The sequence below is a fragment of the Clostridium sp. CTA-5 genome (assembly GCF_054768135.1).
Map to the genome: position 1 here is coordinate 1 of NZ_BAAAAT010000019.1, position 26,371 is coordinate 26,371.

29 protein-coding genes, 3 tRNA genes, 1 rRNA gene and 1 other annotated feature are annotated in these 26,371 nt (G+C 27.0%); of the genes, 6 read left to right on the plus strand and 27 right to left on the minus strand.

Annotated elements, in window-relative coordinates; translation table 11 throughout:
* The 10 genes from ACYUET_RS18485 to ACYUET_RS18530 all read right to left on the minus strand — a co-directional run.
* A partial coding sequence (locus ACYUET_RS18485; protein WP_460282089.1) for a GTP-binding protein occupies positions 1 to 203 on the minus strand: 203 nt, incomplete at its 3' end.
* Positions 204 to 263: 60 nt separating this feature from the next.
* Positions 264 to 339 (minus strand) — tRNA-Thr (locus ACYUET_RS18490).
* Between the two features lie 77 nt (positions 340 to 416).
* A complete protein-coding gene (gene sigH, locus ACYUET_RS18495; RefSeq protein WP_219779619.1) occupies positions 417 to 1,037 on the minus strand; it encodes an RNA polymerase sporulation sigma factor SigH in 621 nt (206 codons plus the stop codon).
* Positions 1,038 to 1,125: 88 nt separating this feature from the next.
* On the minus strand, positions 1,126 to 1,638 hold the full coding sequence (locus ACYUET_RS18500; RefSeq protein ID WP_460282091.1) for an NYN domain-containing protein: 513 nt from the start codon (positions 1,636 to 1,638) through the stop codon (positions 1,126 to 1,128).
* Positions 1,639 to 1,653: 15 nt separating this feature from the next.
* Positions 1,654 to 2,463, minus strand: a complete 810-nt coding sequence (gene rlmB, locus ACYUET_RS18505) for a 23S rRNA (guanosine(2251)-2'-O)-methyltransferase RlmB (protein ID WP_460282093.1) — start codon at positions 2,461 to 2,463, stop codon at positions 1,654 to 1,656.
* A gap of 5 nt (positions 2,464 to 2,468) precedes the next feature.
* Complete coding sequence (locus tag ACYUET_RS18510; protein WP_460282095.1) at positions 2,469 to 2,894, minus strand: Mini-ribonuclease 3; 426 nt, start codon at positions 2,892 to 2,894, stop codon at positions 2,469 to 2,471.
* A 47-nt stretch (positions 2,895 to 2,941) separates the two neighbouring features.
* Entirely contained in the window at positions 2,942 to 4,342 is a 1,401-nt protein-coding gene (gene cysS, locus ACYUET_RS18515) for a cysteine--tRNA ligase (RefSeq protein WP_460282097.1), read from the minus strand.
* A gap of 18 nt (positions 4,343 to 4,360) precedes the next feature.
* Positions 4,361 to 6,073, minus strand: coding sequence for a proline--tRNA ligase (locus ACYUET_RS18520; protein WP_460282099.1), 1,713 nt, complete (start codon positions 6,071 to 6,073; stop codon positions 4,361 to 4,363).
* 91 nt (positions 6,074 to 6,164) lie between these two features.
* Positions 6,165 to 6,345: a binding site (T-box leader), on the minus strand.
* A 70-nt stretch (positions 6,346 to 6,415) separates the two neighbouring features.
* Positions 6,416 to 7,090 carry a 2-C-methyl-D-erythritol 4-phosphate cytidylyltransferase gene (ispD, locus tag ACYUET_RS18525; protein WP_460282101.1) on the minus strand — a complete coding sequence of 225 codons (675 nt, stop codon included), beginning with the start codon at positions 7,088 to 7,090 and terminating at the stop codon, positions 6,416 to 6,418.
* 21 nt (positions 7,091 to 7,111) lie between these two features.
* The gene (locus ACYUET_RS18530; protein WP_460282103.1) at positions 7,112 to 8,206 is read right to left on the minus strand and encodes a PIN domain-containing protein; all 1,095 of its coding nucleotides are present in this window, start codon (positions 8,204 to 8,206) and stop codon (positions 7,112 to 7,114) included.
* Between the two features lie 272 nt (positions 8,207 to 8,478).
* Here ACYUET_RS18530 and ACYUET_RS18535 point away from each other — a divergent pair, with 272 nt between their 5' ends.
* A complete protein-coding gene (locus ACYUET_RS18535) occupies positions 8,479 to 8,877 on the plus strand; it encodes a DUF1573 domain-containing protein (protein ID WP_460282105.1) in 399 nt (132 codons plus the stop codon).
* 72 nt (positions 8,878 to 8,949) lie between these two features.
* On the opposite strand, the gene disA is transcribed toward ACYUET_RS18535, so the two are convergent.
* Both disA and radA read right to left on the minus strand, forming a co-directional pair.
* Positions 8,950 to 10,014, minus strand: coding sequence for a DNA integrity scanning diadenylate cyclase DisA (gene disA / locus ACYUET_RS18540; protein WP_460282107.1), 1,065 nt, complete (start codon positions 10,012 to 10,014; stop codon positions 8,950 to 8,952).
* A gap of 18 nt (positions 10,015 to 10,032) precedes the next feature.
* Positions 10,033 to 11,400, minus strand: coding sequence for a DNA repair protein RadA (radA, locus tag ACYUET_RS18545; RefSeq protein WP_460282108.1), 1,368 nt, complete (start codon positions 11,398 to 11,400; stop codon positions 10,033 to 10,035).
* Between the two features lie 281 nt (positions 11,401 to 11,681).
* On the opposite strand from radA, the gene ACYUET_RS18550 reads away from it, so the two are divergent.
* Entirely contained in the window at positions 11,682 to 11,849 is a 168-nt protein-coding gene (locus ACYUET_RS18550; RefSeq protein ID WP_460282109.1) for a hypothetical protein, read from the plus strand.
* A gap of 86 nt (positions 11,850 to 11,935) precedes the next feature.
* Positions 11,936 to 12,163, plus strand: a complete 228-nt coding sequence (locus ACYUET_RS18555) for a glutaredoxin family protein (RefSeq protein WP_460282111.1) — start codon at positions 11,936 to 11,938, stop codon at positions 12,161 to 12,163.
* A gap of 132 nt (positions 12,164 to 12,295) precedes the next feature.
* On the opposite strand, the gene trxB is transcribed toward ACYUET_RS18555, so the two are convergent.
* From trxB to ACYUET_RS18580, 5 genes are all read right to left on the minus strand, one after another.
* Positions 12,296 to 13,228 carry a thioredoxin-disulfide reductase gene (gene trxB, locus ACYUET_RS18560; protein WP_460282112.1) on the minus strand — a complete coding sequence of 311 codons (933 nt, stop codon included), beginning with the start codon at positions 13,226 to 13,228 and terminating at the stop codon, positions 12,296 to 12,298.
* 364 nt (positions 13,229 to 13,592) lie between these two features.
* Positions 13,593 to 16,031: an ATP-dependent Clp protease ATP-binding subunit gene (locus ACYUET_RS18565; protein ID WP_460282113.1), complete on the minus strand. Its 2,439-nt coding sequence runs from the start codon at positions 16,029 to 16,031 to the stop codon at positions 13,593 to 13,595.
* Between the two features lie 23 nt (positions 16,032 to 16,054).
* A complete protein-coding gene (locus tag ACYUET_RS18570) occupies positions 16,055 to 17,077 on the minus strand; it encodes a protein arginine kinase (RefSeq protein ID WP_460282114.1) in 1,023 nt (340 codons plus the stop codon).
* Positions 17,061 to 17,636 (minus strand): UvrB/UvrC motif-containing protein, encoded by a 576-nt coding sequence (locus tag ACYUET_RS18575; RefSeq protein WP_460282116.1) that lies wholly within the window; start codon positions 17,634 to 17,636, stop codon positions 17,061 to 17,063. Before ACYUET_RS18575 ends, ACYUET_RS18570 begins: the two co-directional genes overlap by 17 nt.
* A gap of 18 nt (positions 17,637 to 17,654) precedes the next feature.
* Positions 17,655 to 18,110, minus strand: a complete 456-nt coding sequence (locus ACYUET_RS18580; RefSeq protein ID WP_460282118.1) for a CtsR family transcriptional regulator — start codon at positions 18,108 to 18,110, stop codon at positions 17,655 to 17,657.
* A 196-nt stretch (positions 18,111 to 18,306) separates the two neighbouring features.
* Between ACYUET_RS18580 and ACYUET_RS18585 the strand changes: the two genes are divergently transcribed.
* A complete protein-coding gene (locus ACYUET_RS18585) occupies positions 18,307 to 18,951 on the plus strand; it encodes an MBL fold metallo-hydrolase (RefSeq protein ID WP_460282120.1) in 645 nt (214 codons plus the stop codon).
* Between the two features lie 103 nt (positions 18,952 to 19,054).
* On the opposite strand, the gene ACYUET_RS18590 is transcribed toward ACYUET_RS18585, so the two are convergent.
* The 6 genes from ACYUET_RS18590 to ACYUET_RS18615 all read right to left on the minus strand — a co-directional run bounded on the left by ACYUET_RS18590 (position 19,055) and on the right by ACYUET_RS18615 (position 22,654).
* A complete protein-coding gene (locus tag ACYUET_RS18590; RefSeq protein ID WP_219779592.1) occupies positions 19,055 to 19,225 on the minus strand; it encodes a DUF362 domain-containing protein in 171 nt (56 codons plus the stop codon).
* A gap of 143 nt (positions 19,226 to 19,368) precedes the next feature.
* A complete protein-coding gene (locus tag ACYUET_RS18595; RefSeq protein WP_460282121.1) occupies positions 19,369 to 20,277 on the minus strand; it encodes a PSP1 domain-containing protein in 909 nt (302 codons plus the stop codon).
* 3 nt (positions 20,278 to 20,280) lie between these two features.
* Positions 20,281 to 21,213, minus strand: coding sequence for a DNA polymerase III subunit delta' (locus ACYUET_RS18600; RefSeq protein WP_460282122.1), 933 nt, complete (start codon positions 21,211 to 21,213; stop codon positions 20,281 to 20,283).
* A 12-nt stretch (positions 21,214 to 21,225) separates the two neighbouring features.
* On the minus strand, positions 21,226 to 21,558 hold the full coding sequence (locus tag ACYUET_RS18605; protein ID WP_460282124.1) for a cyclic-di-AMP receptor: 333 nt from the start codon (positions 21,556 to 21,558) through the stop codon (positions 21,226 to 21,228).
* A gap of 70 nt (positions 21,559 to 21,628) precedes the next feature.
* Entirely contained in the window at positions 21,629 to 22,306 is a 678-nt protein-coding gene (locus ACYUET_RS18610; protein WP_460282126.1) for a dTMP kinase, read from the minus strand.
* Positions 22,307 to 22,477: 171 nt separating this feature from the next.
* Entirely contained in the window at positions 22,478 to 22,654 is a 177-nt protein-coding gene (locus ACYUET_RS18615) for a sigma factor G inhibitor Gin (protein WP_460282128.1), read from the minus strand.
* Positions 22,655 to 22,815: 161 nt separating this feature from the next.
* Here ACYUET_RS18615 and ACYUET_RS18620 point away from each other — a divergent pair, with 161 nt between their 5' ends.
* Positions 22,816 to 23,967, plus strand: coding sequence for a zinc-binding metallopeptidase family protein (locus tag ACYUET_RS18620; protein ID WP_460282130.1), 1,152 nt, complete (start codon positions 22,816 to 22,818; stop codon positions 23,965 to 23,967).
* A 117-nt stretch (positions 23,968 to 24,084) separates the two neighbouring features.
* On the opposite strand, the gene ACYUET_RS18625 is transcribed toward ACYUET_RS18620, so the two are convergent.
* A complete protein-coding gene (locus tag ACYUET_RS18625; protein WP_460282132.1) occupies positions 24,085 to 24,573 on the minus strand; it encodes a hypothetical protein in 489 nt (162 codons plus the stop codon).
* Positions 24,574 to 24,844: 271 nt separating this feature from the next.
* Here ACYUET_RS18625 and ACYUET_RS18630 point away from each other — a divergent pair, with 271 nt between their 5' ends.
* Positions 24,845 to 25,792, plus strand: coding sequence for a magnesium transporter CorA family protein (locus ACYUET_RS18630; RefSeq protein WP_460282134.1), 948 nt, complete (start codon positions 24,845 to 24,847; stop codon positions 25,790 to 25,792).
* Between the two features lie 190 nt (positions 25,793 to 25,982).
* Here the strand turns inward: ACYUET_RS18630 and ACYUET_RS18635 are convergent.
* From ACYUET_RS18635 to rrf, 3 genes are all read right to left on the minus strand, one after another.
* Positions 25,983 to 26,056 (minus strand) — tRNA-Cys (locus ACYUET_RS18635).
* 1 nt (position 26,057) lies between these two features.
* Positions 26,058 to 26,133 (minus strand) — tRNA-Phe (locus tag ACYUET_RS18640).
* 4 nt (positions 26,134 to 26,137) lie between these two features.
* Positions 26,138 to 26,254: ribosomal RNA gene (rrf, locus tag ACYUET_RS18645) — 5S ribosomal RNA — on the minus strand.
* Positions 26,255 to 26,371 lie beyond the last annotated feature (117 nt).

A 26,371-nucleotide genomic window follows, 5' to 3' on the forward strand; every position in this document is an offset into this window, starting at 1 on the left:
ACGTGTGCAGTATTGATTGTGATTCCTCTTTCTTTTTCTTCTGGAGCCTTATCGATATCTGCATAGTTAAATGCTTCTGCGTATCCTCTGTTTGCTAAAACAGTTGTGATTGCAGCTGTTAATGTAGTCTTACCGTGGTCTACGTGACCGATTGTTCCGATATTTACGTGTGGTTTACTTCTCTCAAATTTTGCTTTTGACATTGTAAAATCCTCCTCTTATCCTTTAATAAACCTTGCCTAGTGTTTTTTATTTTTTATAATTGGAGCTCACGATCGGGATTGAACCGACGACCTCCGCCTTACCAAGGCGACGCTCTACCTACTGAGCTACGTGAGCACTCAAAACTCACTATTTTCTTGATATACCAATTATAAAGTTTACTATTATTCGTTTTGTTTGTCAATATAAATTAGTTACTTTATATTTAAGCATTTTTCTAGCTTTCTTTTAACTCTTTGTAAAGCATTATCAATTGATTTTGAATGCCTATCTAGGTCACATGCAATCTCTTGATAAGACTTTCCATCTAAATAAGACATAAGAACTTCTAATTCCAAATCTGATAAAACTTTTGCTATAGCTGCTTCAATATCGTCCATATGTTCTTTACTTATAACCAACTCTTCTGGATCTGAAATTTTTATTCCAGCTAAAACATCTAATAAAGTTCTTTCAGATTCTTCTTCATATATAGGCTTATTCAGTGAAATATATGTGTTTAATGGAATATGTTTTTGCCTTGTAGCAGTTTTAATTGCTGTTATGATTTGTCTAGTCACACATAATTCTGCAAAGGCTTTAAATGATGTTAATTTATCAGGCTTAAAGTCTCTTATTGCTTTATATAATCCTATCATACCTTCTTGATAAATATCTTCTTTATCAGCACCTATCAAAAAATAAGACTTCGCCTTCGACTTTACAAAATTTTCATATTTTGAAATCAAGTACTCTTGCGCTCTAGTATTACCTTTTTTAGCTTCTAGTACTATTTCTTCATCTAATTTTTCTTTAAACTCTAAAAATTCACCCAATATCCACTCTCAACTTTCTCCTTTTATAATAATGTGTAACTTTATGTAAACAATTATACCCTAGCAAAAATACGTTAGTCAATGTATTTTACTGACTTCTCCTTATTTTTTCTAACTTTTTCAAAACATCCATATCTATATTATCACTTAAACTATTTCTATCTAATGGTCTATTGTTATCTGTTTTATTCCTTATTGATTTTTCAACATTTATAACTTCATTATAAAATTCTAAAGATGACATTCTAACTGCCCCTCTTTGAAAAATAGTTTGTTGTTCTAACCAATCAGAAGTTACAACAATAACTTCATATTTTCTTCCTAAATAATTTACTTCTTTCTCTATATAGCTATCTGCAGTTTCTCCATCTTTAGTAAAAACTATTTCTAAATTCTTATTAAGATTTTCTACTTTTTTAATGCTACCTGCTACCTTATGTGCATCAAAAACCACTATAACTTTACAATCATTGTAAACTCCATAGTTATGCATAGCATCTATTAGAGATTTTCTAGCCCCATCAAAACTATATTCTTTTTTTATTTTTAAATCTGGCCAACTGTTTATAACATTATACCCATCAACAAAAATAATTTTCACAATAGTACCTCTCTCTTATCTTAAGCGCCCTTTTAATACTTCATACATCATTATACCACCTGCTACTGAAGCATTTAAAGAATTAATCTTACCAACCATAGGTATTTTTATTAACTTATCACATTTTTTTAGTGTTAATTTAGATATCCCTTTTCCTTCATTTCCAATGATAAGTGCACATGCTCCACTAAAATCTGTTTGATAACTATATTCTTCAGCTCTAATATCCGCACCATATATCCAAATACCTTTTTCTTTTAATTCATCTATTACAGCATTTAAATTTGTAACTTTTGCAACCTTAACATGCTCTATTGCTCCAACTGAAGATTTATATACCATTGTACTAACTGAAGCACTTCTTCTTTTAGGTATAATAATCCCATGAACTCCAAACAATTCTGCTGTTCTTATAATTGATCCTAAGTTATGAGGATCTTCTACTTCGTCTAAAATAACTATAAAAGGCTTCTCTCCTCTTTCTTCAGCTAAAGATAATATATCTGACACTTCCGCATATTTATAAGGAGTTACTTTAGCAATAACACCTTGATGTACTGCACCATTACATAAACTATCTAATTTCTTTTTATCAACTTCTTTAATTAAGATTTTCTTTTCTTTTGCTAATTTAACAATAGCATTTATGGATCCTTCAAGCTTAGAATTAGATAAATATAAAACTTCTATATTTCTATCTGTTTTTAAAGCTTCAATTACTGCATTTCTACCAATTACTAAATCTTCTCTTTCTTCTACTTCTGGTTTATTAAATATTTTATCTTTATTATTTATTCTCTTTGATCCTCTTACTTTTTCTTTCATTAGTGCTACACCTCTTTTTCATTTAAAACTTCTATACTTTTACTTAAAACAAATTCTAATCTTTCTTTATTTCCAATAAGATATAAGTAACCTACTAATGCTTCAAATCCTGTTGCCATTCTATAATCTCTTACCTCTGCATTCTTTGGTACTGTTGGAGATTTCGCATTTCTGCCTCTTTTATATACACTAAGCTCTTCCTCAGTTAACAAACTTTCTATATTATGCATTATAACCGATTGACCTTGAGCCTTCACATATCTAATTGCTTTTACATGCATCTTATTTGCATTTAATGATTCATTTTCTGATAAAATATAAGTTCTTATAAAAATTTCATATACACCATCACCTATTAATGCTAATTGAAGTGGATTAAGCATTCGCGCTTTATCTTTACTAAATTCTTTTACTTTTAAGTCATCTAACATATTAGTTCTCCTTTAAATTAAGGGCTGCAAATTGCAGCCCTATACATCTAATCTACCTTTTTCCATCTAACACCTTGAGGAGTATCTTCTAAAACAATTCCCCTATTTTTCAAATCATCTCTTATCTTATCTGCTAAAGCAAAATCTCTATCTTTTCTAGCCTGTTGTCTTTGATCAACTAATGCTTGTATTTCAGAATCTAAATCTTGCTTTGTAGATTCTTGAAGTATACCAAGTGGTTTACCTAATTCTCTAATTACTAATAAAGATTTTTCACATAATTCTTTTGATGAATTAATTCCAACATTGCTGTTTATATCTTTAGTTAAATCAAATAATACTGAGATTGCATCTGCTGTATTAAAATCATCATCCATTTTTTCAATGAATTTATCTCTATATTTATCTAATGATTTTAAATATACTACTTCTTCTTCACTAATTCTATCATTGTTTACTTCATCAATTAAGTTTTCTAAGTTATTTATGCAATTATATAATCTTTCAATTGAAGCTTTAGCTGATTCTAATAAATCTTGGCTAAAATTTATTTGAATTCTATAATGTCCAGATAACATTAGGAATCTTACTACATCAGCATCATATTTTTCAAGTATTTCTCTAGCAGTAAAAAAGTTATTTAACGATTTTGACATTTTTTTATTATCTACATTAACAAATGCTGAATGCATCCAATAATTAGCTAAATTTTCACCTGTTAGAGCTTCACTTTGTGCTATTTCATTTTCATGATGTGGGAATGCTAAATCCATTCCACCTCCATGTATATCAATAGTTTCTCCTAATATTTTTTTAGCCATACAAGAACATTCAATATGCCATCCTGGTCTTCCAGGCCCCCATGGACTTTCCCATGCTGGTTCACCTGGCTTTTGTGCTTTCCATATTGCAAAATCCATTGGATCATTTTTTCTTTCATCTACATTAATTCTAGCACCTGCTTGTAAATCATCTAAATTTTGACCTGATAACTTCCCATATTCATTAAACTTTTTAGTACTAAAATATACATCTCCGTTAATCTCATAAGCAAAGCCTCTATCTACTAATGATTTAACAAATTCTATAATATCTGTAATATATTCAGTTGCTCTAGGATTTACTGTAGCTCTTTCTATATTAAGCCCATCAGCATCTTTATAATATTCTTCAATATATTTGTCTCCAATATTTTTTACAGTTGTTTCTTCTTCATTAGCTTTTTTAATCATTTTATCATCTATATCAGTAAAATTTTGAACAAACGAAACTTCATATCCTCTATATTCAAAATATCTTCTAATAGTATCAAATACTATAAATGTTCTTCCGTTTCCTATATGAAAAAAATTATATACCGTAGGTCCACAAACATACATTTTAACTTTCCCTTCAGTAATAGGGATAAATTCTTCTTTTCTTCTCGTTAAAGTATTAAATATCTTCATTTATTCTTGCCTCCTACATTATTTTAATTTTAAATTATTTTTATTAAACTCTCCTTGTACTCTTTGACAAACTTCATCTATTTTTATTACTTCCATTTCACCATTTCTAAGTTTAAATTCAACTTCTCCATCTGTAATTTTCTTTCCTACTGTTACTCTCATAGGAATTCCCATTATTTCTGAATCCTTAAATTTAACTCCAGCTCTTTCATTTCTGTCATCTAATAATGCTTCAACACCCAAGCTTATCAATTGATCATAAAGATCATTAGCAATTTTAACTTGTTCTTCATCTTTTACATTTACAGGTATTACTGAAATATGATATGGAGCAACAGCTAATGGCCATATTATCCCATTTTCGTCATTATGTTGTTCAATTATAGACGCCATTGTTCTTGTAACTCCAATTCCATAACATCCCATTATAAATGGTTTTTCCTTACCATTTTCATCTATAAATTTAGCATCCATAGCTTCTGAGTATTTAGTTCCTAATTTAAAAATATGTCCTACTTCTGTACCTCTAGCTATTGTAACTTTTTCTCCACAAATTGGACAAGGTTCACCTTCTTCTACATTTCTATAATCTCCAACCACGCCTTCAAAGTCACGTCCATAATTTACATTTTTAATATGATAACCAGTTTCATTTGCTCCTGTAACAAAGTTATACATATTCTTTACTTCTTCATCTACTAATATTAAATCTGCTTTTATACCTATTGGTCCAGCAAATCCAATATCACAACCTGTTGCATTTTTGTACCCTTCATGAGAAGCCATTTCTATATCTCCTGAAGCCTTTGAAGCATTAGCAACTTTAACTTCATTAACTTCTCTATCGCCTCTTACAAATACAGCAACAATTTTTCCATCAACATTATATAATAAAGTTTTAACTGTCTTTTTAGGAGATATATTTAAAAATTCTGATACTTCATCTATCCCTCTACTATCAGGAGTAAATACTTTTTCTAATTCCATTAGTTCCTCTTTTTGAACTTCTCCTAATTTTGTAGTTGCCTTTTCAATATTAGCAGCATAGTCACATTTACTACAAAAAACAATATCATCTTCTCCAACTTCTGATTTAACCATAAATTCTGCTGAATTTGATCCTCCGATTGCTCCTGAGTCTGCTTCAACACATTTTGCATCTAAACCACATCTATTGAATATTTTAACGTATGCCTCATACATCTTATTATATGAAACATCTAAGCCTTCTTGATCTTTATCAAAGCTATAAGCATCTTTCATTATAAATTCTCTTGATCTCATAACTCCAAATCTTGGTCTACGTTCATCTCTATATTTAGTTTGAATTTGATATAAATTTACTGGTAATTGCTTATATGATTTAATTTCATTTTTTGCTATATCAGTAAATACTTCTTCATGAGTTGGTCCTAAACAAAAATCTCTTTCGTTTCTATCTTTTAATCTAAACATCTCTGCACCATAAGCATCCCATCTTCCAGATGATTGCCATAATTCTGCTGGAATCATAGCTGATGCTAAAAATTCTTGTGCACCTGCAAAATTCATTTCTTCTCTTATTATATCCTCGATTTTTTTAAGAGCCTTAAGTCCTAAAGGCATATAATTGTACACACCTGATGCCATCTTTCTTATCATTCCTGATCTAAGCATAAGTTTATGACTATCAATCTCTGCTTCAGCTGGAACTTCTCTTAATGTAGATATTAACATATTAGACATTTTCATAATTACATTTCCTCCAAATAAATAGTTTTAGACACTTGAATGTGCCTTATATAAAGTGGTTTTTAACAAACAAAAAAAGCCCACCCTATATGCTTAGGGCGAACTTATACTCGCGGTACCACCTAATTTTGTTCTCTAATAATGATAACGGTATTAAACCGATAGTTTTTTCCTATTACTCCGAAGCTGGTTCAAAATCTAGTTGAAAATCTTACAGCCAAGGATTTTCTCTCTGAAAAACGATTTCTACTATTCTTCATCAACGTTTATATTTATATTCTTATAATTAACTTAATTCATTATAACTTTTTGTAAATTAGCTGTCAACACATTGTATAATGACTATCTTGATATAAAATATTCTCCAATAACTAAGTCTTCAGGCGTTGTTATCTTTATATTAGTATACTCACCATCATAAAGATATACTTTGTTTCCAAAATGTTCAACAACCATAGTATCATCAGTTACCAAAACATTTTCTGTTCTTATCCTTTTATGACAATCATAAATCATCTCAAACTTAAATGATTGGGGAGTTTGAACTGCTACTAAATCACTTCTATTAGGAGTATCTATTGAAAATTGATTTTTATCCTTAACTTTAATAGTATCTTTTGGCATAACACCTGGTGCTGCAGCTCCATATTTTTTAGCATATTTTATTGCTTGTTCTATTATCTTATCTGATACAAAAGGTCTTACTCCATCATGAATCAATACAATTTCTGAACCTTTAGCTTCAATTAATCCATTATATACTGAATCATTTCTTTCTTTTCCTCCTGCTATTATTTTATTAACTTTTAATAAATTAGCTTCTAAAATTTCTTTTTTACAATATTCTATTTCATCTGCTGGTACTACTAAGATAATATTATCTATTAAGTTACTTTCTAAAAACTTCTTAATAGTATAATAAAGAATGGGCTTGCCATTCAAATCAATATATTGTTTGCTTTGAACAGTGCCCATTCTCTTACCTTTTCCACCAGCTACTACTATCGCACTAACCATTTAGAAAAGTCTCCTTATCTTTTAATTTTCTTTAGGCTTTGCAAAAATCATTCTTCCTGCTGCCGTTTGTAAAACAGATGTAACTATAACAGTAATTGTCTCTCCAATATATTTCTTTCCGCCTTCTACAACTATCATCGTTCCATCATCTAAATAGGCAACCCCTTGTGTTGACTCTTTTCCATCTTTAATCATATCAACTATCATTTCTTCACCTGGTAGCACTACCGTCTTTATAGCATTTGATAATTCATTTATATTTAATACAGGCACGCCCTGAACTTCCGCTACTTTATTTAAATTATAATCGTTAGTTATAACTTTTCCGTTTAAAGTTTGTGCAAGCTTTAACAACTTACTATCAACTTCATTTATTTTTGGGAAATCACCCTCCCAAATTTGTGTCTCAATAGTGAGTTCTTTTTGTATTTTATTTAATATATCAAGTCCTCTTCTTCCTCTATTTCTTTTTAAAGAATCTGAAGAATCAGATATATGTCTTAACTCATCTAGTACAAAATTAGGTATTACTAACGGTCCTTCTATAAAACCTGTTTCACAAATATCAAATATCCTTCCGTCAATTATAACTGATGTATCTAAAACTTTTGCTATTCCTTTAACTGGATTACCTTTAGATTTTTTTTCTTTAACTGTTGGTTTTTTTATATTCGCAAGAAGTCCTATCATATCATCTTTTTTCTTTACTAATATATCTGCTCCTATTATAGCTGCTACTAAATTTAATAGTATAAATAAAATAGGTCCAAAAAATTCATGAATTCCATTTATAGGATTAGCAATAAACGTCATTAGTATTAATGCTATAACAGCACCTAATGCTCCACAAATAATTTCAGTTAACGTCAATTTTTGTATACTCTTTTCAACATATTCAACTACATTAGAAATAGATTTATATATAGACGGTGAAATAATAAATAATATAATTCCAAATAATAACGAAATAATCACAAGAAATACTATTGATCCGGTTACTGTTGATAAATATTTAACCTGTCTAATATCAGGTATCTTTAATAAAGAGCTCGCTATAATATAACCAATCATTAACCCTATAGCAGAAAAAATTCCTCTTACTATCCTTTTTAACAAACAAGTCACCCCTTCCTAAATTACTCGGTAAATATTTAATATTAATGTATTCTTTGTATTAACTGCTATTAATTATATCATAATATATCTTTATCTAAAATGAATAATTTATTAAGTTTAATTAAGTTTAATAAAATCCCCCTATTAATTAATATAATTCTTTTGTATTATATACATGTATTCTAGTTCTTAATCCATTATTGACAAAATAGTCTGAAAATATTTATAATTACCTTACAGTAATATTAAATTATATCAAGGAGTTGAGGCGTATGAAGGATATAATATTTGACGATTTTCAGAATTCTGTAAATGATTCTTTGCTAAGACATAAAAGTATTTTAGATATACTTACAAAATATAGTGAATCTAGTGCTAGAGTAAACAGAGCTGTTGCAAAAGCTGTTACTAATTGTGGGTGTATGGAAATTAATGCTTCTAAACAGTCTTTACCCAATGAAGACGATTCCCTAGATAATCTGAGTAATTGTCTAAATACTCATATAACTGGAGAGCTTTGTGAAAGCTGCCGTGAAATTATAGAAAGAGAAATGGGAAACAATCTTTTCTACTTAACATCATTATGTAATGATTTAGATATAAATTTATATGATGTGTTAATTAAAGAATACAATAAGATAAATACTTTGGGTAAATTTACTTTTAGATAATAATTTTAATTAAAAAATCGGCTTATCTTATGATAATGCCGATTTTTTATATTTTATTAATATAAAATTCTATTATATCTCTTTATTTAAAAATATTTGTTCTTTTATTCTTTTTAATCCATTTTTAATAGCTTTTGCCCTAGCTTCACCTATTCCCTCTACATTATCAAGTTCATCTGTATCAGCCTCTATTACATTATTTAATTCTCTAAATTCTTTAATTAAATTATCTATTACATTTGATGGAATTCTTGGAACCTTGCTTAATATCCTGTATCCTTTAGGAGATATAAGTGTATCAATAAGTGGCACTCCTGCATAACCTAATACTCGCGCAATAGCATCTAAATCTAAAATTTCTAATGCAGTTAACTTTTGTATTTGTTCATATACTTCACTATATGTAGACTCATCTTTACAATAATCTCTAATTAATAATATTCCATCACGTTCTATATGTCTAATTAATTCACTAAGTTGCATAGAAATGAGTCTACCTTCATTACCCAGTTCTAAAATATACATATTAATTTCTTCAACAATTCTCATAACCATTTCTGTTCTTTGAATTGCTGAAACTACATCAAAAAGAGTAGTTAAATCTTGGAATTCCAGTAAATTTAAATTATTAATAACACGTTCTAATACAGCTACATATTTTTCTAAAGTTTGAATTGCTTGATTTGCTCTAGCTAAAATTACACTACTCTCTTTTAAAACATACTTTATATCGCCTTTATAAATAGTTATTATATTCCTTCTTTGAGATATAGCTATTACTATATTGTTAGTTTGTTTTGCAATTCTTTGTGCCGTTCTATGACGTGTTCCTGTTTCATACGTCATTATAGATGCATCTGGTATTAACTGTGCATTCGCACATACAATTCTTTTTAAATCTTCACTAATTACAATTGCACCATCCATCTTAGCCAATTCATATACATAAGAAGCACTATAATCTGAATTGATAGTAAATCCTCCATCTACTGTACTCATTACTTCTTTGCTATCTCCAATTACAATTAATCCACCTGTCTTAGCCCTTAGTATATTTTCAAGTCCTTCCCTTAGCTGAGTGCCTGGGCACATCATCTTTAATGTATCTTTTATTTTCATTCCCTTTTCTATTCTCATACACTCACCTATTCTTCTTTAAAATATCTTACTTATTACTTCTTTTAAATGTCCAACTCCTATTACATTTATACTATCCTTCTTTACCTTGTCTTTGTTTCTTTCTGGGATAATTACATTTTTAAATCCTAATTTCTCAGCTTCTTTAACTAGTCTTTCTGCTGATGCTATTGGTCTTATCTCTCCCGTTAAACCTACTTCACCAACAATAAGTGTTTTTTCTAATTTAAATTCTCTTGACTTAGCACTAGATAGTAGTGCTAATGCTAATCCTAAATCAGCTGCCGTTCCATCTATACTAAATCCTCCAACTACATTTACATAAACATCTTTATTATAAAAAGGTAATTTTAACTTTTTTTCTAAAACCGCTAAAATTAAACTTAATCTTTGATTATCAATGCCGACTGCAGTCCTCCTAGGCATTGGTGCATTAGTTTCCGTTACTAAAGCTTGAATTTCTACTAATATTGGTCTAGTTCCCTCTATAATACCGATTACTACTGAGCCTTCTTGATTAAAACTTGTATCTTCTAAAAATATTCTAGAAGGATCAAATACCTCTATTAACCCTTCTTGTTCCATTTCAAAAACTCCTATCTCACTGGTAGTTCCAAAACGATTTTTCATAGTTCTTAGAATTCTGTATTCTTCTGTTCTTTCACCTTCAAAGTATAATACAGTATCTACCATATGTTCTAGTACTCTTGGACCTGCTAATTCTCCTTGTTTTGTTACATGTGCAACTAAAAAAAATGGCACATTACTTTTTTTACAAATCCTCATAATAGTATTAGAACATTCTTTAACTTGAGAAACACTTCCTGGTGCTGATGAAATATTATCTTTAAATATAGTTTGAATTGAATCTATAATAACAAATTTAGGATCTAGCTGTTCAATATATACAGAAATAGCTTCTAAGTTAGTTTCGGATACTATAAATAAATCTGAACTATTTACTCCTAATCTATCTCCTCTAATTTTTATTTGTTCTTCTGATTCTTCTCCTGAAACATAAAGGACCTTTCCATATTTTAAAGAAATATTATTTGCAGTTTGTAACAGTAATGTTGATTTTCCTATCCCAGGATCTCCTGAAATTAATGTTAAAGATCCTTTAACTAATCCTCCCCCTAAAACTCTATTAAGTTCATTAATTCCAGTATCATAACGTTCTTTTTCTCCTGATTGTATTTCAGTAATAGTTTTAGGATAATTGTTTTGCACTATACTATTAACTTTTAATGCAGAAATTTCTTTATCATTATTTTTTACTTCTTCATTAAATGTATTCCAACTGCTACATGAAGGACACTTTCCTAGCCATTTAGGAGATTCATATCCACATTGTTGACAAATGTATACAGACTTTATTTTAGCCATATATTTTCCTTTCTTTATCATAAGATTCAAAATTACTATATTTATATATACTTAATAATTTTATAATAACATAAACTTTTATATTAATTATACCATTTAATAAAAATTATCAGCAAAAACAAGTACTTTATTTCCAAGTAAATATTATATTAAAATAGAAATTTATCCATATATAAAAAACTTATTTCATTGAATATAATCTACATATTAATTAATGTGTATTTGTATAAATATTTTATTTATTAGAAAAACTATTTATATAACTTTAAGGAGATGATTAAATGTTAAATAAAGATTATTGGAAAAATATTAATATCTCTGGTAAAAACATCTTAAGAGATAATCAACAAAATACCTTAAATAATAATTTTAATAATATTTATTCAAACAATGAATTCTCTAACATGATTCTAAATTCAAATCTCGAAAATGGTAATTTAATAAAATAAAACTTATAATAAATACTATTGAGATATAATTTATAAAGCGTTATAATAATTAAGTAATAATAATTATTATATAAGGAGGTTTTTTTATGATTAAAGTTTATACTACTGACTCTTGTCCTTGGTGTGTTAAAGTGAAGGATTATCTAAAATCTAAAAATATTGAATTTAAAGAATTTAATGTCCAAGATGATATGATTGCCAGAGAAGAAATGATAGATAAATCTAAACAAATGGGTGTTCCCGTTTTAGATATTGATAATCATATTATTATTGGTTTTGATAAAGTTGCTATTGATAAAGCTATTTCTAAATAAAATTCAACAATATTATAATCATAAATGTAGGCCTGAAAATAATAGTGATAATGTTATTTCCAGACCTATATTTATTAATATTATCTACATTCTAATATTATTCATTCTCAAACGTTCTAAAATAGATTGATATTATTTATTTTGCAATATATATCTTTCTGCATTTAAAAGTGCTATTGTTCCATCTGCTACAGCCGTTGTAATTTGTCTATATTTTTTTTCGCGTACATCTCCGATTGCATATACTCCTTTTATGTTTGTTTCCATATCTTCATTTGTAAGTATATAACCATAATTACTTAATTTTATAGAACTATCTAATCCTAATGTTTTAGGTTCCGTTCCAATATATCCAAATATAGCATCTAGATCTAACTCTGTAAATTCACTAGTATTAACATTTTTAAGTATCACCTTTTCTAAAAAATTTCCTCCTTTTAGTTCAATAAGATCCTGATTAAACTTAACTTCTATTTTAGGATGATTCATTACTTTTTCTATTAAAGCTTTTTCTCCATTAAAATAATTATGTCTTCTAATTATAATAACCTTTTTTGCAAATTTTGTTAAAAATATTGCTTCTTCTAATGCAGAATTTCCTCCACCGACAACTCCTATTTCTTTATTTTGATATATAGCTCCATCACATACAGCACAATAATGAACTCCTCTTCCTTCATATTTATCTGCCTGCTTAACAGGTAACTTTTTAGGTGATGCTCCTGTTGCAATTATTACTGCTTTAGGTTTATAGATATAATTTTCTGTTTCTATGATTTTTTCTTCATCTGATAATTTTATAGTTTTAATTAAATCAAATTCATCTATATTAACCTCTAAAGATTCTGCATGTTTTTTAAAGGATTTTGCTAACTCCTGACCAGCTATGTTTGGAAATCCGGGATAATTTTCTATACTATAACTATCATTTATCTGACCTCCTATAATTTTTTCTTCTAACAATATCATATTTAATCTGGCTCTGACCCCATAAATCGCTGCAGTAAGACCTGCTGGTCCCCCTCCGATTATAACTAAATCTAATTCTTTTATTTCCTTTTCCATATATATTCTCCTTGTTTAGTATTTTTTATTATTTAATAATAATTATTTATAGATAATATATCATATTAATGATTAAATATAAACTCAATCTTTAAAAACCACCTTAATATAAGGATATAATCTATAATTATTATCGCTAAAATTTATTTAATAAATACATATGAAATAAGCTTCTAAGTTAACTTTTCTATATAATAATTACTTTAAAATATAAACACATTTAAATTATAATTTTTAGTTTTTAAAAATATTTATTATAAAAAATGAAGATATAATATATTTTAAAATACATTTTTATAATATACTTTAAATAATAACTATATCTCCATTAATATTCTGTATAACTAATCTAAACTATTTACAGTTATTCTATTTTAGTAAAAACTAGATTATTATCGTATTCCTTTACTTTAAGTCTATCACCAATTTTTATATTTCCTAAAAGAATTTCTTCACTTAATTTATCTTCTACTTCTTTAGTAATTAATCTTCTTAATGGTCTTGCACCATAATTTAAATCTGTTCTCTTATTAAGTAAAAACTTTTTACTATCATTTCCAAAATCCAAATGTATATTCTTATTTTCAAGTCTCTTAGAAATAGATCTTAACATTAAATCCACAATAGATAATAAGTCTTCTTCTCTTAATTTATGGAATACTATAGTATCATCAATTCTATTTAAAAATTCTGGTTTAAAACTTTTCTTTAGTTCTTCAAGAACATTTTCCTTCATCTTTTCATATTCAGAATCTTCATCGAAACTTGCATTAAATCCCATTACTTTTTGTTTCTTTATTTGATGTGCCCCTACATTTGAAGTCATAATAACTATAGTATTTTTGAAATTTACAACCTTACCATGACCATCAGTAAGTCTTCCTTCATCCATAATTTGAAGTAATATATTAAATATATCCTGATGTGCCTTTTCTATTTCATCTAATAAAATAACTGAATAAGGTTTCCTTCTAACAGCTTCTGTTAATTGTCCACCCTCTTCATATCCTACATATCCTGGAGGTGCGCCTATAAGTCTAGCTACTGAATTGCTCTCCATATACTCTGACATATCAATCCTTATAATACTATTTTCATCACCAAACATAGCTTCAGCTAAAGCTTTTGAAAGTTCAGTTTTACCAACACCAGTAGGTCCTAAAAAGATAAACGTTCCTATAGGTCTATCTGGATCTTTAATTCCTACCCTAGCTCTTCTAACAGCCTTTGATATAGCTTTTACAGCTTCGTTTTGTCCTATAACTCTTTTGTGTAAAATTTCTTCAAGTTTAAGTAATTTTTCACTTTCTTTCTCTGTAAGTTTTTTAGCAGGAATTTTAGTCCAAGAAGATACCACTTCAGCTATATCATCCTCATCAACTATTAATTCATGTATTGAATTTTGATTACTCCATTCTTTTCTCATACTTTCTAATTGTTCTTTTAATTTATTCTCTGTATCTCTCATCTGTGCAGCTTTTTCAAAATCTTCAACTCTAATACATTCTTCTTTTTCTTTTATTATATTATTTATTTTATCTTCTATAGACTTTAAATCATTAGGTGGAACTAAATTTTTAATTCTTACCTTTGCTGCTGCCTCATCTATTAAATCAATAGCTTTATCAGGCATAAATCTATCTGCTACATATCTATCTGCTAAATCAACAGCCGATTCTAAAGCTGTATTTGTAATCTTAACTCTATGATGAGATTCATATTTGTCTCTTAAGCCTTTTAATATGCTTAATGTTTCATCCTTAGATGGCTCTCCAACATTTACTGGTTGAAATCTTCTCTCTAGAGCTGGGTCTTTTTCAATATGTTTTCTGTATTCATCTATTGTTGTTGCTCCTATACATTGAATTTCTCCTCTAGCTAATGCTGGTTTTAATATATTTGATGCATCAATAGCACCCTCTGCTGCACCTGCACCTATTATTGTATGAATTTCATCTATAAAAATTATTACACTTTTATCTTTTTCAATTTCACTCATTATCTTTTTTAATCTATCTTCAAATTCACCTCTATACTTAGCACCTGCAAGTATAGCTGTTAAGTCTAACGAAATTACTCTTTTATTTTTTAATATCTCTGGAATATTACCATCTATTATTCTTTGAGCTAATCCTTCTATTACAGCTGTTTTCCCTACCCCTGGTTCTCCTATCAAACAAGGATTATTTTTTATTCTTCTACACAATATTTCTAAAACACGTTGGTTTTCACTTTCTCTACCAATAACCGGATCTAAAATTCCTTCTTCTGCCAATTGTGTTAAGTCTCTTCCGTATTTATCTAGCATAGGTGTTTTGGTTCTTTTAGATTTTTCTTGTGAACCTTCATCCAAGTTATCATCATATTTTCCAGTTAAAAAAGATATTAGGTCATTCTTTAAGGTCTTAAATTCTAACTTTAAATTTTTTAAGATTGTATAGGCCATACCTTCTTCTTGCTTTATTAATGCTATTAATATATGTTCAGGACTGACATACTTATGGTGTAAATTCTTAGCCTCTATAAAACTTTCATCTAATAATCTTTTTGCTCTTGGTGTTAATAAAATATCTTCTTCCGGCATTTGTATTTCACCATATCCTAAATATCTTCTAATCATATCTCTTATAATATCTACACTAATACCATATTCTCCTAATAATTTAGCCTGATATCCATCTTCTTTTAATAAACCTAATAATATATGTTCTGTTCCAACATATCCATGTTTAAAATCTTGAGATTCACTTTGAGCTTCTAGTATCACAGATTGGGCTCTTTGAGTAAACCTATTATACTCCATTTTAAATCCCTCCTTTAAATTCCCTAAATTACTGATAATATATTTCTTACAATTTTAGCTCTTTCATAATTAAGTTCAGTACCTGAAAGTTTTTTACCTAAATAATTTTGAAGTGAAGAATCCCTTGTAAATACTAATAATTTATTCAATTTACTACTTTCAATATCTATTAATGAAAGTTCAGCTCCCATTCTTACGCTAGATAATAACTCTGTAGCTTCTTGTTCACCTAAAAGAACTGCTGATTTTAATACTCCACATGCTCTATAAATTTTATCTTCTACTTCATATTTACATTTAGATAATAAGACTTCTCTAAATTTTTTTTCTTCACCTATTACACTCAGAACTGCACCTTTTAAATTTTCAATTATTTCTTCTTCGCTAAGTCCTAATGTAACTTGATTAGAAATTTTATAAATATTCCCATAAGTTTTTTTATTGTCTTCAAAAACACATTTTATAGCCATCCCAATTTGGGTTAATCCCTTCTCAAAGTTTGCTATTTCATTATTAAAGGCCAATGCTGGTAAATGTACATTTACTGATACTTTCATTCCTGTGCCTAAATTAGTTGGACGTGTTGTTAAATATCCTAAACTTTCATCAAAAGCATAATGTACATTTCTCTCTATTTTATCATCAATTTTTGTAAGCATATTAAAGGATTCTTGTAAATCTAAACCAGAACCTACACATTGTAATTTTATATGGTCCTCTTCATTTATCATAATGCTAAGAGTTTCATCTTTATTTAAAATGAATGCTGTTTTATCACTATTTTTAATTAATTCTTTAGTTATTAATTGTTTATCCAAATAACTCTTTATTAAATCCTTATCTTCATTCCACATTTCATAAAGATTAGGTTCTTCATCAACTATTTCATTTTTTAATATATTATAAATTAATCCTATGTTTTTTCTTGCCTCTACTGGTGTTAATCTATTAGAAAAAGGTACTTCTTTTAAATTTCTAGATAAACATATCGAATTACTTATAACTATATTATCGTTATTACATTCGCCATTAATCCAGTTTTTCATTGTCCTTTTCCTCCTTTACAGTAAAGATTTTATCATTTATATCCTCTTTAAATATAAATGTTTCCATTTCTCTTATATCATCTCTTATAACTGCAGCTTTTTCATATTCTTCTAATTTAATAGCCTTTTGTAAATCTTGTTTTAATCTTATAATCTTTCTTTTTTTAATTAAATTTTCACCATCAAATTTGGGTATCTTACCTACATGTTTCACACTTCCATATATCCTCTTTACAATAGGTTTTATATATTCTGAAAATACATTATAACATTCACTACAACCTAATTTTCCTTGTTTTTCAAATTCTGAATATTTCATCTTACATTTTGGACAAATAAGTTCTTTAGGCTTTGTTTTATTTACTCCTATATTATTTAAAAGCCCAGTTAATATATTTTCAAACTGTAATCCACTTATTTCATTTATAGAATTTATAAATGGAATATCAGATATATTCTTTGCACAATTCTCACATAGCCAAATTTCATTTTTTTCACCATTTACTACTTTAACTAAATTAATTCTTGCTTCATTTTTTTTACATTTTTCACATAACATATAAATCCCCCACTTTTTTTAAGATAAGCTAACCATAATCATAGCCTTAAGAATTTCTGCTCTTACTTTATTTCTATTCTCTGTTAAAATTAAAGTTCTATCATTTATAGCTATCTTCATTAATTGACATTCTCTATCTGTAATTATATTCGATTCATATAAATTTTCTATTATATCTACAGCATTATGATATGTTATTGAATTTCCTATACTTTGATTTATTATTGTTTCTCTTTCATTAGAACATTCTTGATTTAATTGTTTTATAGCTATGTGTCCACCACCACCACGTTTACTTTCAATCAAATATCCTTTATTATAAGTAAATCTTGTTGTTAAAACATAATTTATTTGTGATGGAGCACATCTAAATTGATCCGCTAATTCATTTCTTTGTATTAAAATTATATTATTATTACTATCATTAAACATTTCTTTTATAAATTCTTCTATTATATCTGAAAGTTTTGCCATAACTTCACCTACCTAAACATCAGTTTATTTTTTTGTTTTTGACTTACTTTGACCTTATATAATTATACTATTTTATATTATTATTTTAAATAGTATAATTCATTCTATTCTTAAACTGAATATTTTTTAATTTAATTGTTAAAAATATTATTTGAATTATTATATGTTATTTAAATTAAGAAGGGAACTATTTTTTATGAAACTAACTTGGTATGGACACTCTTGTTTCTTGATAACTACATCAAGTGGAAAAAGAATATTAATAGACCCATTTAATAAATCTATAGGTTATAATAATAATTTTCCTGAATCTGATATTGTAACATTAACTCATAATCATTTTGATCACTCTTTTTTAGATAATATTAACGATAATGCAGAAATTATTAATGAAACAGGAGTATTTAAATTTGATTTTATTGAAATTGAGGGTATAAAATCGTTTCATGATAAATGTAATGGACTAAAAAGAGGTCCCAATATAATATATATTTTTACATTGGAAAATTTGAAGATTTGTCATTTAGGTGATTTAGGAGATATTCCCTCAAAATTAATTTTAGAAAAATTAGATAATATAGATATTTTGCTTATTCCTGTTGGTGGACATATTACCTTGAATGGAAAAGAAGCAGCTGAAATGAGTAAAATTATTTCACCTAAATATATAATCCCTATTCATTATAAGACTTTTCGTTCTTCACTTTATTTAGATGATGCAAAACATTTTTTAATATCTATGAAAAATATAGATAAAATAAAATCGAATATATTAGATATTAGTAGTTTAAAGTTTAATTCTAAAAATAAAGTATTATTCTTATCTCCACCTTTAGATTAAAGTTTATTATTTTATCCTAAATTTTAACTAATATAAAAAATAAATTTTTATATTAAAAAGCATGTCCAAATAAAAAAGATCGTCATAAGACGATCTTTTTCTACTATTCTTGAACTGGAGCACCAACTGGACAAACATTAGCACAGTTTCCACAATCAATACAAGTATCTGCATCGATAACGTAGTATGCATCTCCTTGGCTTATAGCATTAACTGGACATTCTCCAGCACATGCTCCACAACTAACACATGAATCATTAATTACAAATGCCATCTAAAACACCTCCTATAATTGTATCATAATTAACCCTCTACATTCTATCATGTATTTTAATGTTTTAAAAGTACTTTATTAATAAAGTACTTTTTTATAGGCTATTTTTTTTACCAATTTAAGAGATTTTTCTTTGTTTTTCTTTATTTTTCTTCATTAATTAATTCTTTCAATAATTTTTTATCTTCTTCAGATTCAATTTCTAATTTTATATCTGAATCATCTACTGAATCTTCATAACTTCCTGATATCAGCTTTATAGTTTCAATCTTATACATATTTATTACTTCTTCATCACCCAGTTTCAATTTAACCTTTACACTCTCTTTAACAGTTAAATTTTCAATAACTTCGCCAGTTCCATCTATCGTTTCAACTATAGAACCCACCTTAGGAAGTCTTTTTCTTATATCCTCATATGTACTTTGCTCATAATTTAAGCAACACATAAGTCTTCCACATATTCCTGAAATTTTAGTTGGATTTAAAGAAAGATTTTGTTCTTTTGCCATCTTTATTGATACTGATGCGAAATCTCCTAAAAAGCTAGAACAGCACATAGGTCTACCACAAGGTCCTAATCCACCTATCATTTTAGCTTCATCTCTAACACCTATTTGTCTTAATTCTATCCTGGTCTTAAATATTGTTGCCAAGTCTTTAACTAACTCTCTAAAATCGATTCTTCCATCTGCTGTAAAATAAAATATTACTTTGTGATTATCAAATGTGTATTCAACATCTATTAATTTCATTTTAAGATTATGCTCTTGTATTTTCTTTAAACATATATCTAATGCTTGTTGTTCCTTACTTTTATTTTCTTTATGTTTTTGAATATCTTTTTCATCAGCTATTCTTATAACTGGTTTTAATGGTGATATTATTTCATCATCTCTTATCTCTTTTATTCCTATAACACATTCACCAAATTCGATACCTCTAGCAGTCTCAACTATTACATAATTTCCCTTTTGTACAGAAAAATCCATAGGATCAAAGTAATAAATTTTGCCTGCTTTTTTAAACCTCACTCCAACAACTTTTATCATAAATTATACCTCCGCAAATCCCATAAGTAATACAGTTATGGTCATTGAATAATTTGTATTACTATTTAAATTAACCCTAGCTTCTCTAATGTATTCTAACATACAATTAAGTTTTTTATAAGATATTCCCAATGAGATATCCTTTATTTCATCTAAACTATCAATATTTATAATTAAATCCTCATTATCTAGTTCCTTTAAAAACATAATATCTCTTATATAAGAAATTAATATATTTAATAAGTCTTCAGAATTTTCTTTTGCAATAATTAAAGATTCCTTATATTTTAAAACTAAGTCTTTGTTTTTTTCTACAACATCTTTTAATAATTCTAGTATTAAAATTCTTAAAGTCTTTAAGTTTTCATTTTTAAGAAATTTATCTATTTTTCCTGGTATTCCTTCACTATATGCTAAAGCAGATTTCTTGTACTTTTCATCTAAATTGCTATAATTGCAATTTAGATACTCTAATATTTCTTGCTTAGATAATGGAGTTAATTTATATATTTGACAACGTGATTTTATAGTATCTAAAATTAATTCTAATGATTCACTTAATAATATAAGAAATACTCCTTTAGGTGGTTCTTCAATAGTCTTTAATAGAGCATTTTGAGCTTGTATAGTTAATTTATTACACTTATGTAATATCAAAACTTTTCTATCACCTTCATAAGGTTTTTTATTAGCTTCTTCTATAATAGCTCTTATCTCATCTACACCAAATGAATTAAGTGAAGGATAATAATTTATAATATCTACATATTCTATATCATAATTTATACCTAAAATATTATTGGCAAGATAATTTGCCAATATACTCTTGCCAATTCCATCATTACCAATTATTAAATTAGCATGAGAAAAAGAATCATTTATTTTTCTTTTATTAAATCCATTAATAATTTTTGTATGTCCAATGATTTCTCTCAATGCTTACTCTCCTTATATCTTTATAAATTTATCTACATCAACAACAAATATAGTTGCTCCACCTACATTAATTTGCATAGGACATTGTTGAATATATCCTCCATCATTACCTGTTAATGGAGTAGGTGATACTACTATTTCTTTTCGCTTCTTACATATATCTTTTACTATATCAATTACTTCTTCTAACTTATCTTCTTCAACCCCTACCATCAAAGTAGTATTTCCTGCTTTTAAAAAACCACCTGTAGTAGCAAGTTTAGTAACTCTAAAATCTTTATCTGTTAATGAGTCTAGTACATCTGGAGCATCTTCATCTTGAACAATAGCAATAACTAATTTCATCTATTTTTCCCCCTAAAACAATATACTATTATTATATAATTCTAACATAAATATGAATTATTTTTTTAATTTAAATATATTTTTTTACTTCATTATAAATTGCATTATGAATTTCGTCTATGCTTTTTAGTTTATTACCATTATTACACTTTATTTTATTCCAATTATATTTTTCCGCTATCTTTAAGGAATTATTATATGAATTTATTAAATATTGTTTATCTCTTTCATGTATATCCTTTTCTTTTTCTCCAGTAAATTTGTTAGCTCTATCCTTCATAAGTTCTTGACTTATTTCTGGTGGTACATCAAGAAACACTACACAATCTGGTACAGGTAACTTATATAAATTAAATTCCAATTCATATAACCAATTTAAAAATTTATCTTTTTCTTCATTTTCCATTTTAACTGCTTGATGAACCATATTAGATGTTGTATATCTATCTGCAATAATTATTCCACCATTTTTATAAAACTCTTCCCATTCAGTTTTATATGATGCAAATCTATCAATAGCATAAAATGTTGATGCTACATAAGCATTTACATCTTCTGGTTTGTTTCCAAAATCTCCATTCAAATACATTTTAACCGGCATACAAGCAGGACTCTCATAATTAGGAAAAGTTATTTTTCTAACTTTATATTCTTCTCTTAATAATTTTTCATATAATTTCTGTGCTTGTGTTGCTTTTCCTGATGCATCAGAACCACTTTCTATTATAATTAATTTACCTTTTTTCATAAAAAAATTCCCCCATATCAATAGTACCTATATATCAAAATATAATAGATAATATAAACTTATAAGATATTATTTATATTTAATTTTATAATAAAAATTAGCCGTATATAAAAATACAGCTATAAATATACATTATTAACTTAATAAAAATCTAACTATTAATACTTAATTTTACAAATCTTTTTTAAACAAAATAGCCTTTATTTTATCTTTATAATAATTATATTCAGGATTTATAACAGACAGATTTATAATTTCACTTTCACATCTATTACAAATTTTTTCCCCGTTTAATATTATACCATTAGCACCAAATTTACTACATACAAAACATTTCTTATTTATCAAATTTATTCCCCCTTAATACTTTCCTTTAATTTTAATATTGACTTATATAAAGCTTTTTAATCTATTTTTTTAGTTTATAGTTAATCTTTCATTATAATATATAAATATTTTTTTAATTATTAGAAAAAATAATACTAAATGATTTATGGGAGGGTTGATTTATGAAACAAGAAATGATTTCATTTTTATCTACTTGTGATAATGATTTAGATGAATTAAGACATTACTTATATAATAATCCCGAAAAAAGTTATAATGAAATTAAATGTTCTAAATATATTTGTAAGCTATTAAAAAAATATAATTTTAACATATCCGAAAACTTCTTGGATATACCTAATGCATTTATATGCCGAAAAGGTAATGGACACCCTAAAATTTGTTATTTATGCGAATATGATGCTGTAGAAGGATATGGACACATTACAGGACATAATATATTAAGTACTATCTCTATAGGCGCGGCTTTGTGTTTAGGACATATAATAGATAAGATTGGTGGATCAGTTATAATTATAGGATGTCCTGGTGAATATTTAGGTGGAAGTAAAGCTATTATGAGTAAACAAGGTGTATTTGATGATATTGATGTCGTAATGGTTGCTCATCCAGATATATCAACAAGTGAAAGTGGCTCTTCATCAGCAATAATTCCATTAAGTATAGAATATAAAGGGACAGACGGTTTAAGTTTCTTAAATAAAAATACTTATACAGCTCTAGATGCTGTTTTATTAAATTTTAATATATTAAATTCTCTTATAAAAGGATTTCCTAAAAACTTAGAAATAAACTATATTTTATCTAAAGGTGGGTATACTCCATTATTGTTGCCTGCAGAAGCAGAAGCAAAATTTTATATTAGAAGTAATAATTATAAAACTGCAGAATTTATTGATAATAAACTTAGGACTATAGCAGATTCTGTATCTAATTTAACCGGAATAAGCCACACGGTTTCCTTATATGAACCTTCTAATAAGGAACTAAGAACTAATAGAACTCTTAATAGGTTATTTAGCCATAATTTAAAAGAAAATGGGATAATAGATATTGGATCTTCTAGAGATGTATATTCAGGATTAAGCTTAGGTGATGTTAGCCATAAAGTACCTTGTATTCATCCATATATATCTATAATAGAAAATACTAATATCAAATATGGTTCTAATGAGTTTGCACAAGCTACACTATTACCATTTGCATTTAAACAAGCTAAAATTGCTGCACTTTCTCTGGCATTTACAGGAATGGATCTAATAGAAAATCAAAACTTATTAAAAGAAGTAAAAGAAGATTTCTTTATTAAATAATATAAAAAATCTTTTTTATATTATTTACTTTTTATAATTTGCTTAAAGAATAAAAAAATTCTACTAAAAATAATCTTTTAGTAGAATTTTTCTATTTATATAGATATACTAGAATATTTAATCTTCTATTTTGCTATTTATACCTAATCTTTGTATTAATTTATCACTTGGATTAAAACTAAATTTATAATATTGATCTTGCTTTTTGTATATGCAACAACAACTTTTAGGATTAATTAGTTCACATAAATAGCTACCTTTATTTTTTGCAATATATTCTTTTGGTATATAATATTTTTTGCCTATGTATACAATCTCTGATAAACTTATACTTTCTAAGTTTTTTTCTTGATTTGAAACAATCCTATTAATAATAAGTTTATTAGCAATTATAGAATACTTATATGATACATTACATCTTATTAATTGAGAAAATACTATAATAATAGTTAACATAATAATTAAAATATTCATTGCCTTAATAATTATTATATTGTTTATTGGTAAGTTACTTATCCCTTGATATAAATATAACATTATAGTAATAACCAGTATTAATGTAGCTATAACAGGTGCCTTTTTTCTTACGACTACCTCTCTATGCATTTATATTTCCCCCATATATTAAAATTAAAATAACATTATGATTATACTAAGCTTTTGCATATAAATCTATACTTAAAATCTTCTTGATTTAGTTATATTCTATTATATTCCTTATTAATTCAAAAATAACACTAGATTTTAAATTTTAACAACCTTTTCCTTTATTTTAGTAAGTTTTTTATATTCTAAAATTAATTTTTTAATGGTATTAGTAGAGAATTATTCATATTCAGCTTATAATAGTATAGTATATGTGAGGAGGTGTTTCACATTGATTCAAATTTATAAAAGTGCAAGTGAATCTAATCCAACTTTAAAAATTATAGATACTATTGAAAATGGCTGCTGGATAAATATAGTTGCACCCTCAGATGAAGAATTAATACTGATATCCAAAAAAACTGGTGTATCTCTTGATTTTTTAAAGGCTCCATTAGATGATGAAGAAACTTCTAGAATTGATATTGAAAATGATGCTATATTAGTTATTGTAGATATTCCATTTACAGAAATGGAGGATAATTCACTAACATATGATACTTATCCTTTAGCAATAATACATACTAGTAAACAGTTAATTACTATTTGCCTTAAAAATAGCAAAATAATAACTGACTTTGCTAACTGTAGAATAAAATCATTTTTTACATTTAAAAAGTCTAGATTTATACTTCAAATATTAAATAGAATATCTACTTATTATTTATTATATTTAAGACAAATTGATAAGAAAAGCTTAATGATAGAAAAAAGATTGCATAAATCAATGAAAAATAGAGAACTTATACAATTACATTCATTAGAAAAATCTCTTGTTTATTTTTCTACATCATTAAAAGCAAATGAAATTACTTTAGAAAAAATGCTAAAATTAGAAATAATGCAAAAATATAATGATGATAAAGATGTTTTAGAAGATGTAATTATAGAAAATAAACAAGCTATAGAAATGACTGAAATATATAGCAATATATTAGCTAGTACAATGGATTTTTTTGCATCAGTTATTTCAAATAATTTAAATATAGTAATGAAAGTTTTAGCTTCAGTAACTATACTTATGGCAATTCCTACAATCATAAGTGGAATATTTGGTATGAATATTATTCTTCCAATATCAGATAAAAATCCTAATGCATTTTCAATTGTTATGGGCTTAACTTTTAGTATATGTGCTTTAGTAGCATTTGTCTTATATAAAAAAGATATGTTTAATTAAAATAGAGAGTAAATACTCTCTATTTTAATATTTATGCACAAGAAATTATTTAAAGATTAACAAAAAGTATATATTTTGTGGATAAGTTGTTATTTCAACTTATTTTTTGTGGATATATTTTTAATTACTATTATAATTTTATATTTCTTAAAAACAAAAAAACCTTGAAACTTATGTTCAAGGTTTTCTTTGGAGGCGCCACCCAGATTTGAACTGGGGATAAAGGTTTTGCAGACCTCTGCCTTACCACTTGGCTATAGCGCCATGGTGGCTCGAACTGGAATCGAACCAGTGACACGAGGATTTTCAGTCCTCTGCTCTACCGACTGAGCTATCGAGCCATTCACCTGGCAATGTCCTAATCTCCCACACAGTCTCCCATGCAGTACCTTCGGCGCTATAGATCTTAACTGTCCTGTTCGGAATGGAAAGGAGTGTTACTTCTATGCCATCATCACCAGATTTACTTTTGAAAGATTTGTTCTTTCAAAATTGCACATATTTTGTATATACTTAATTATTATTGGTCAAGCCCTCGACCTATTAGTATCAGTCAGCTAAATATGTTACCACACTTAC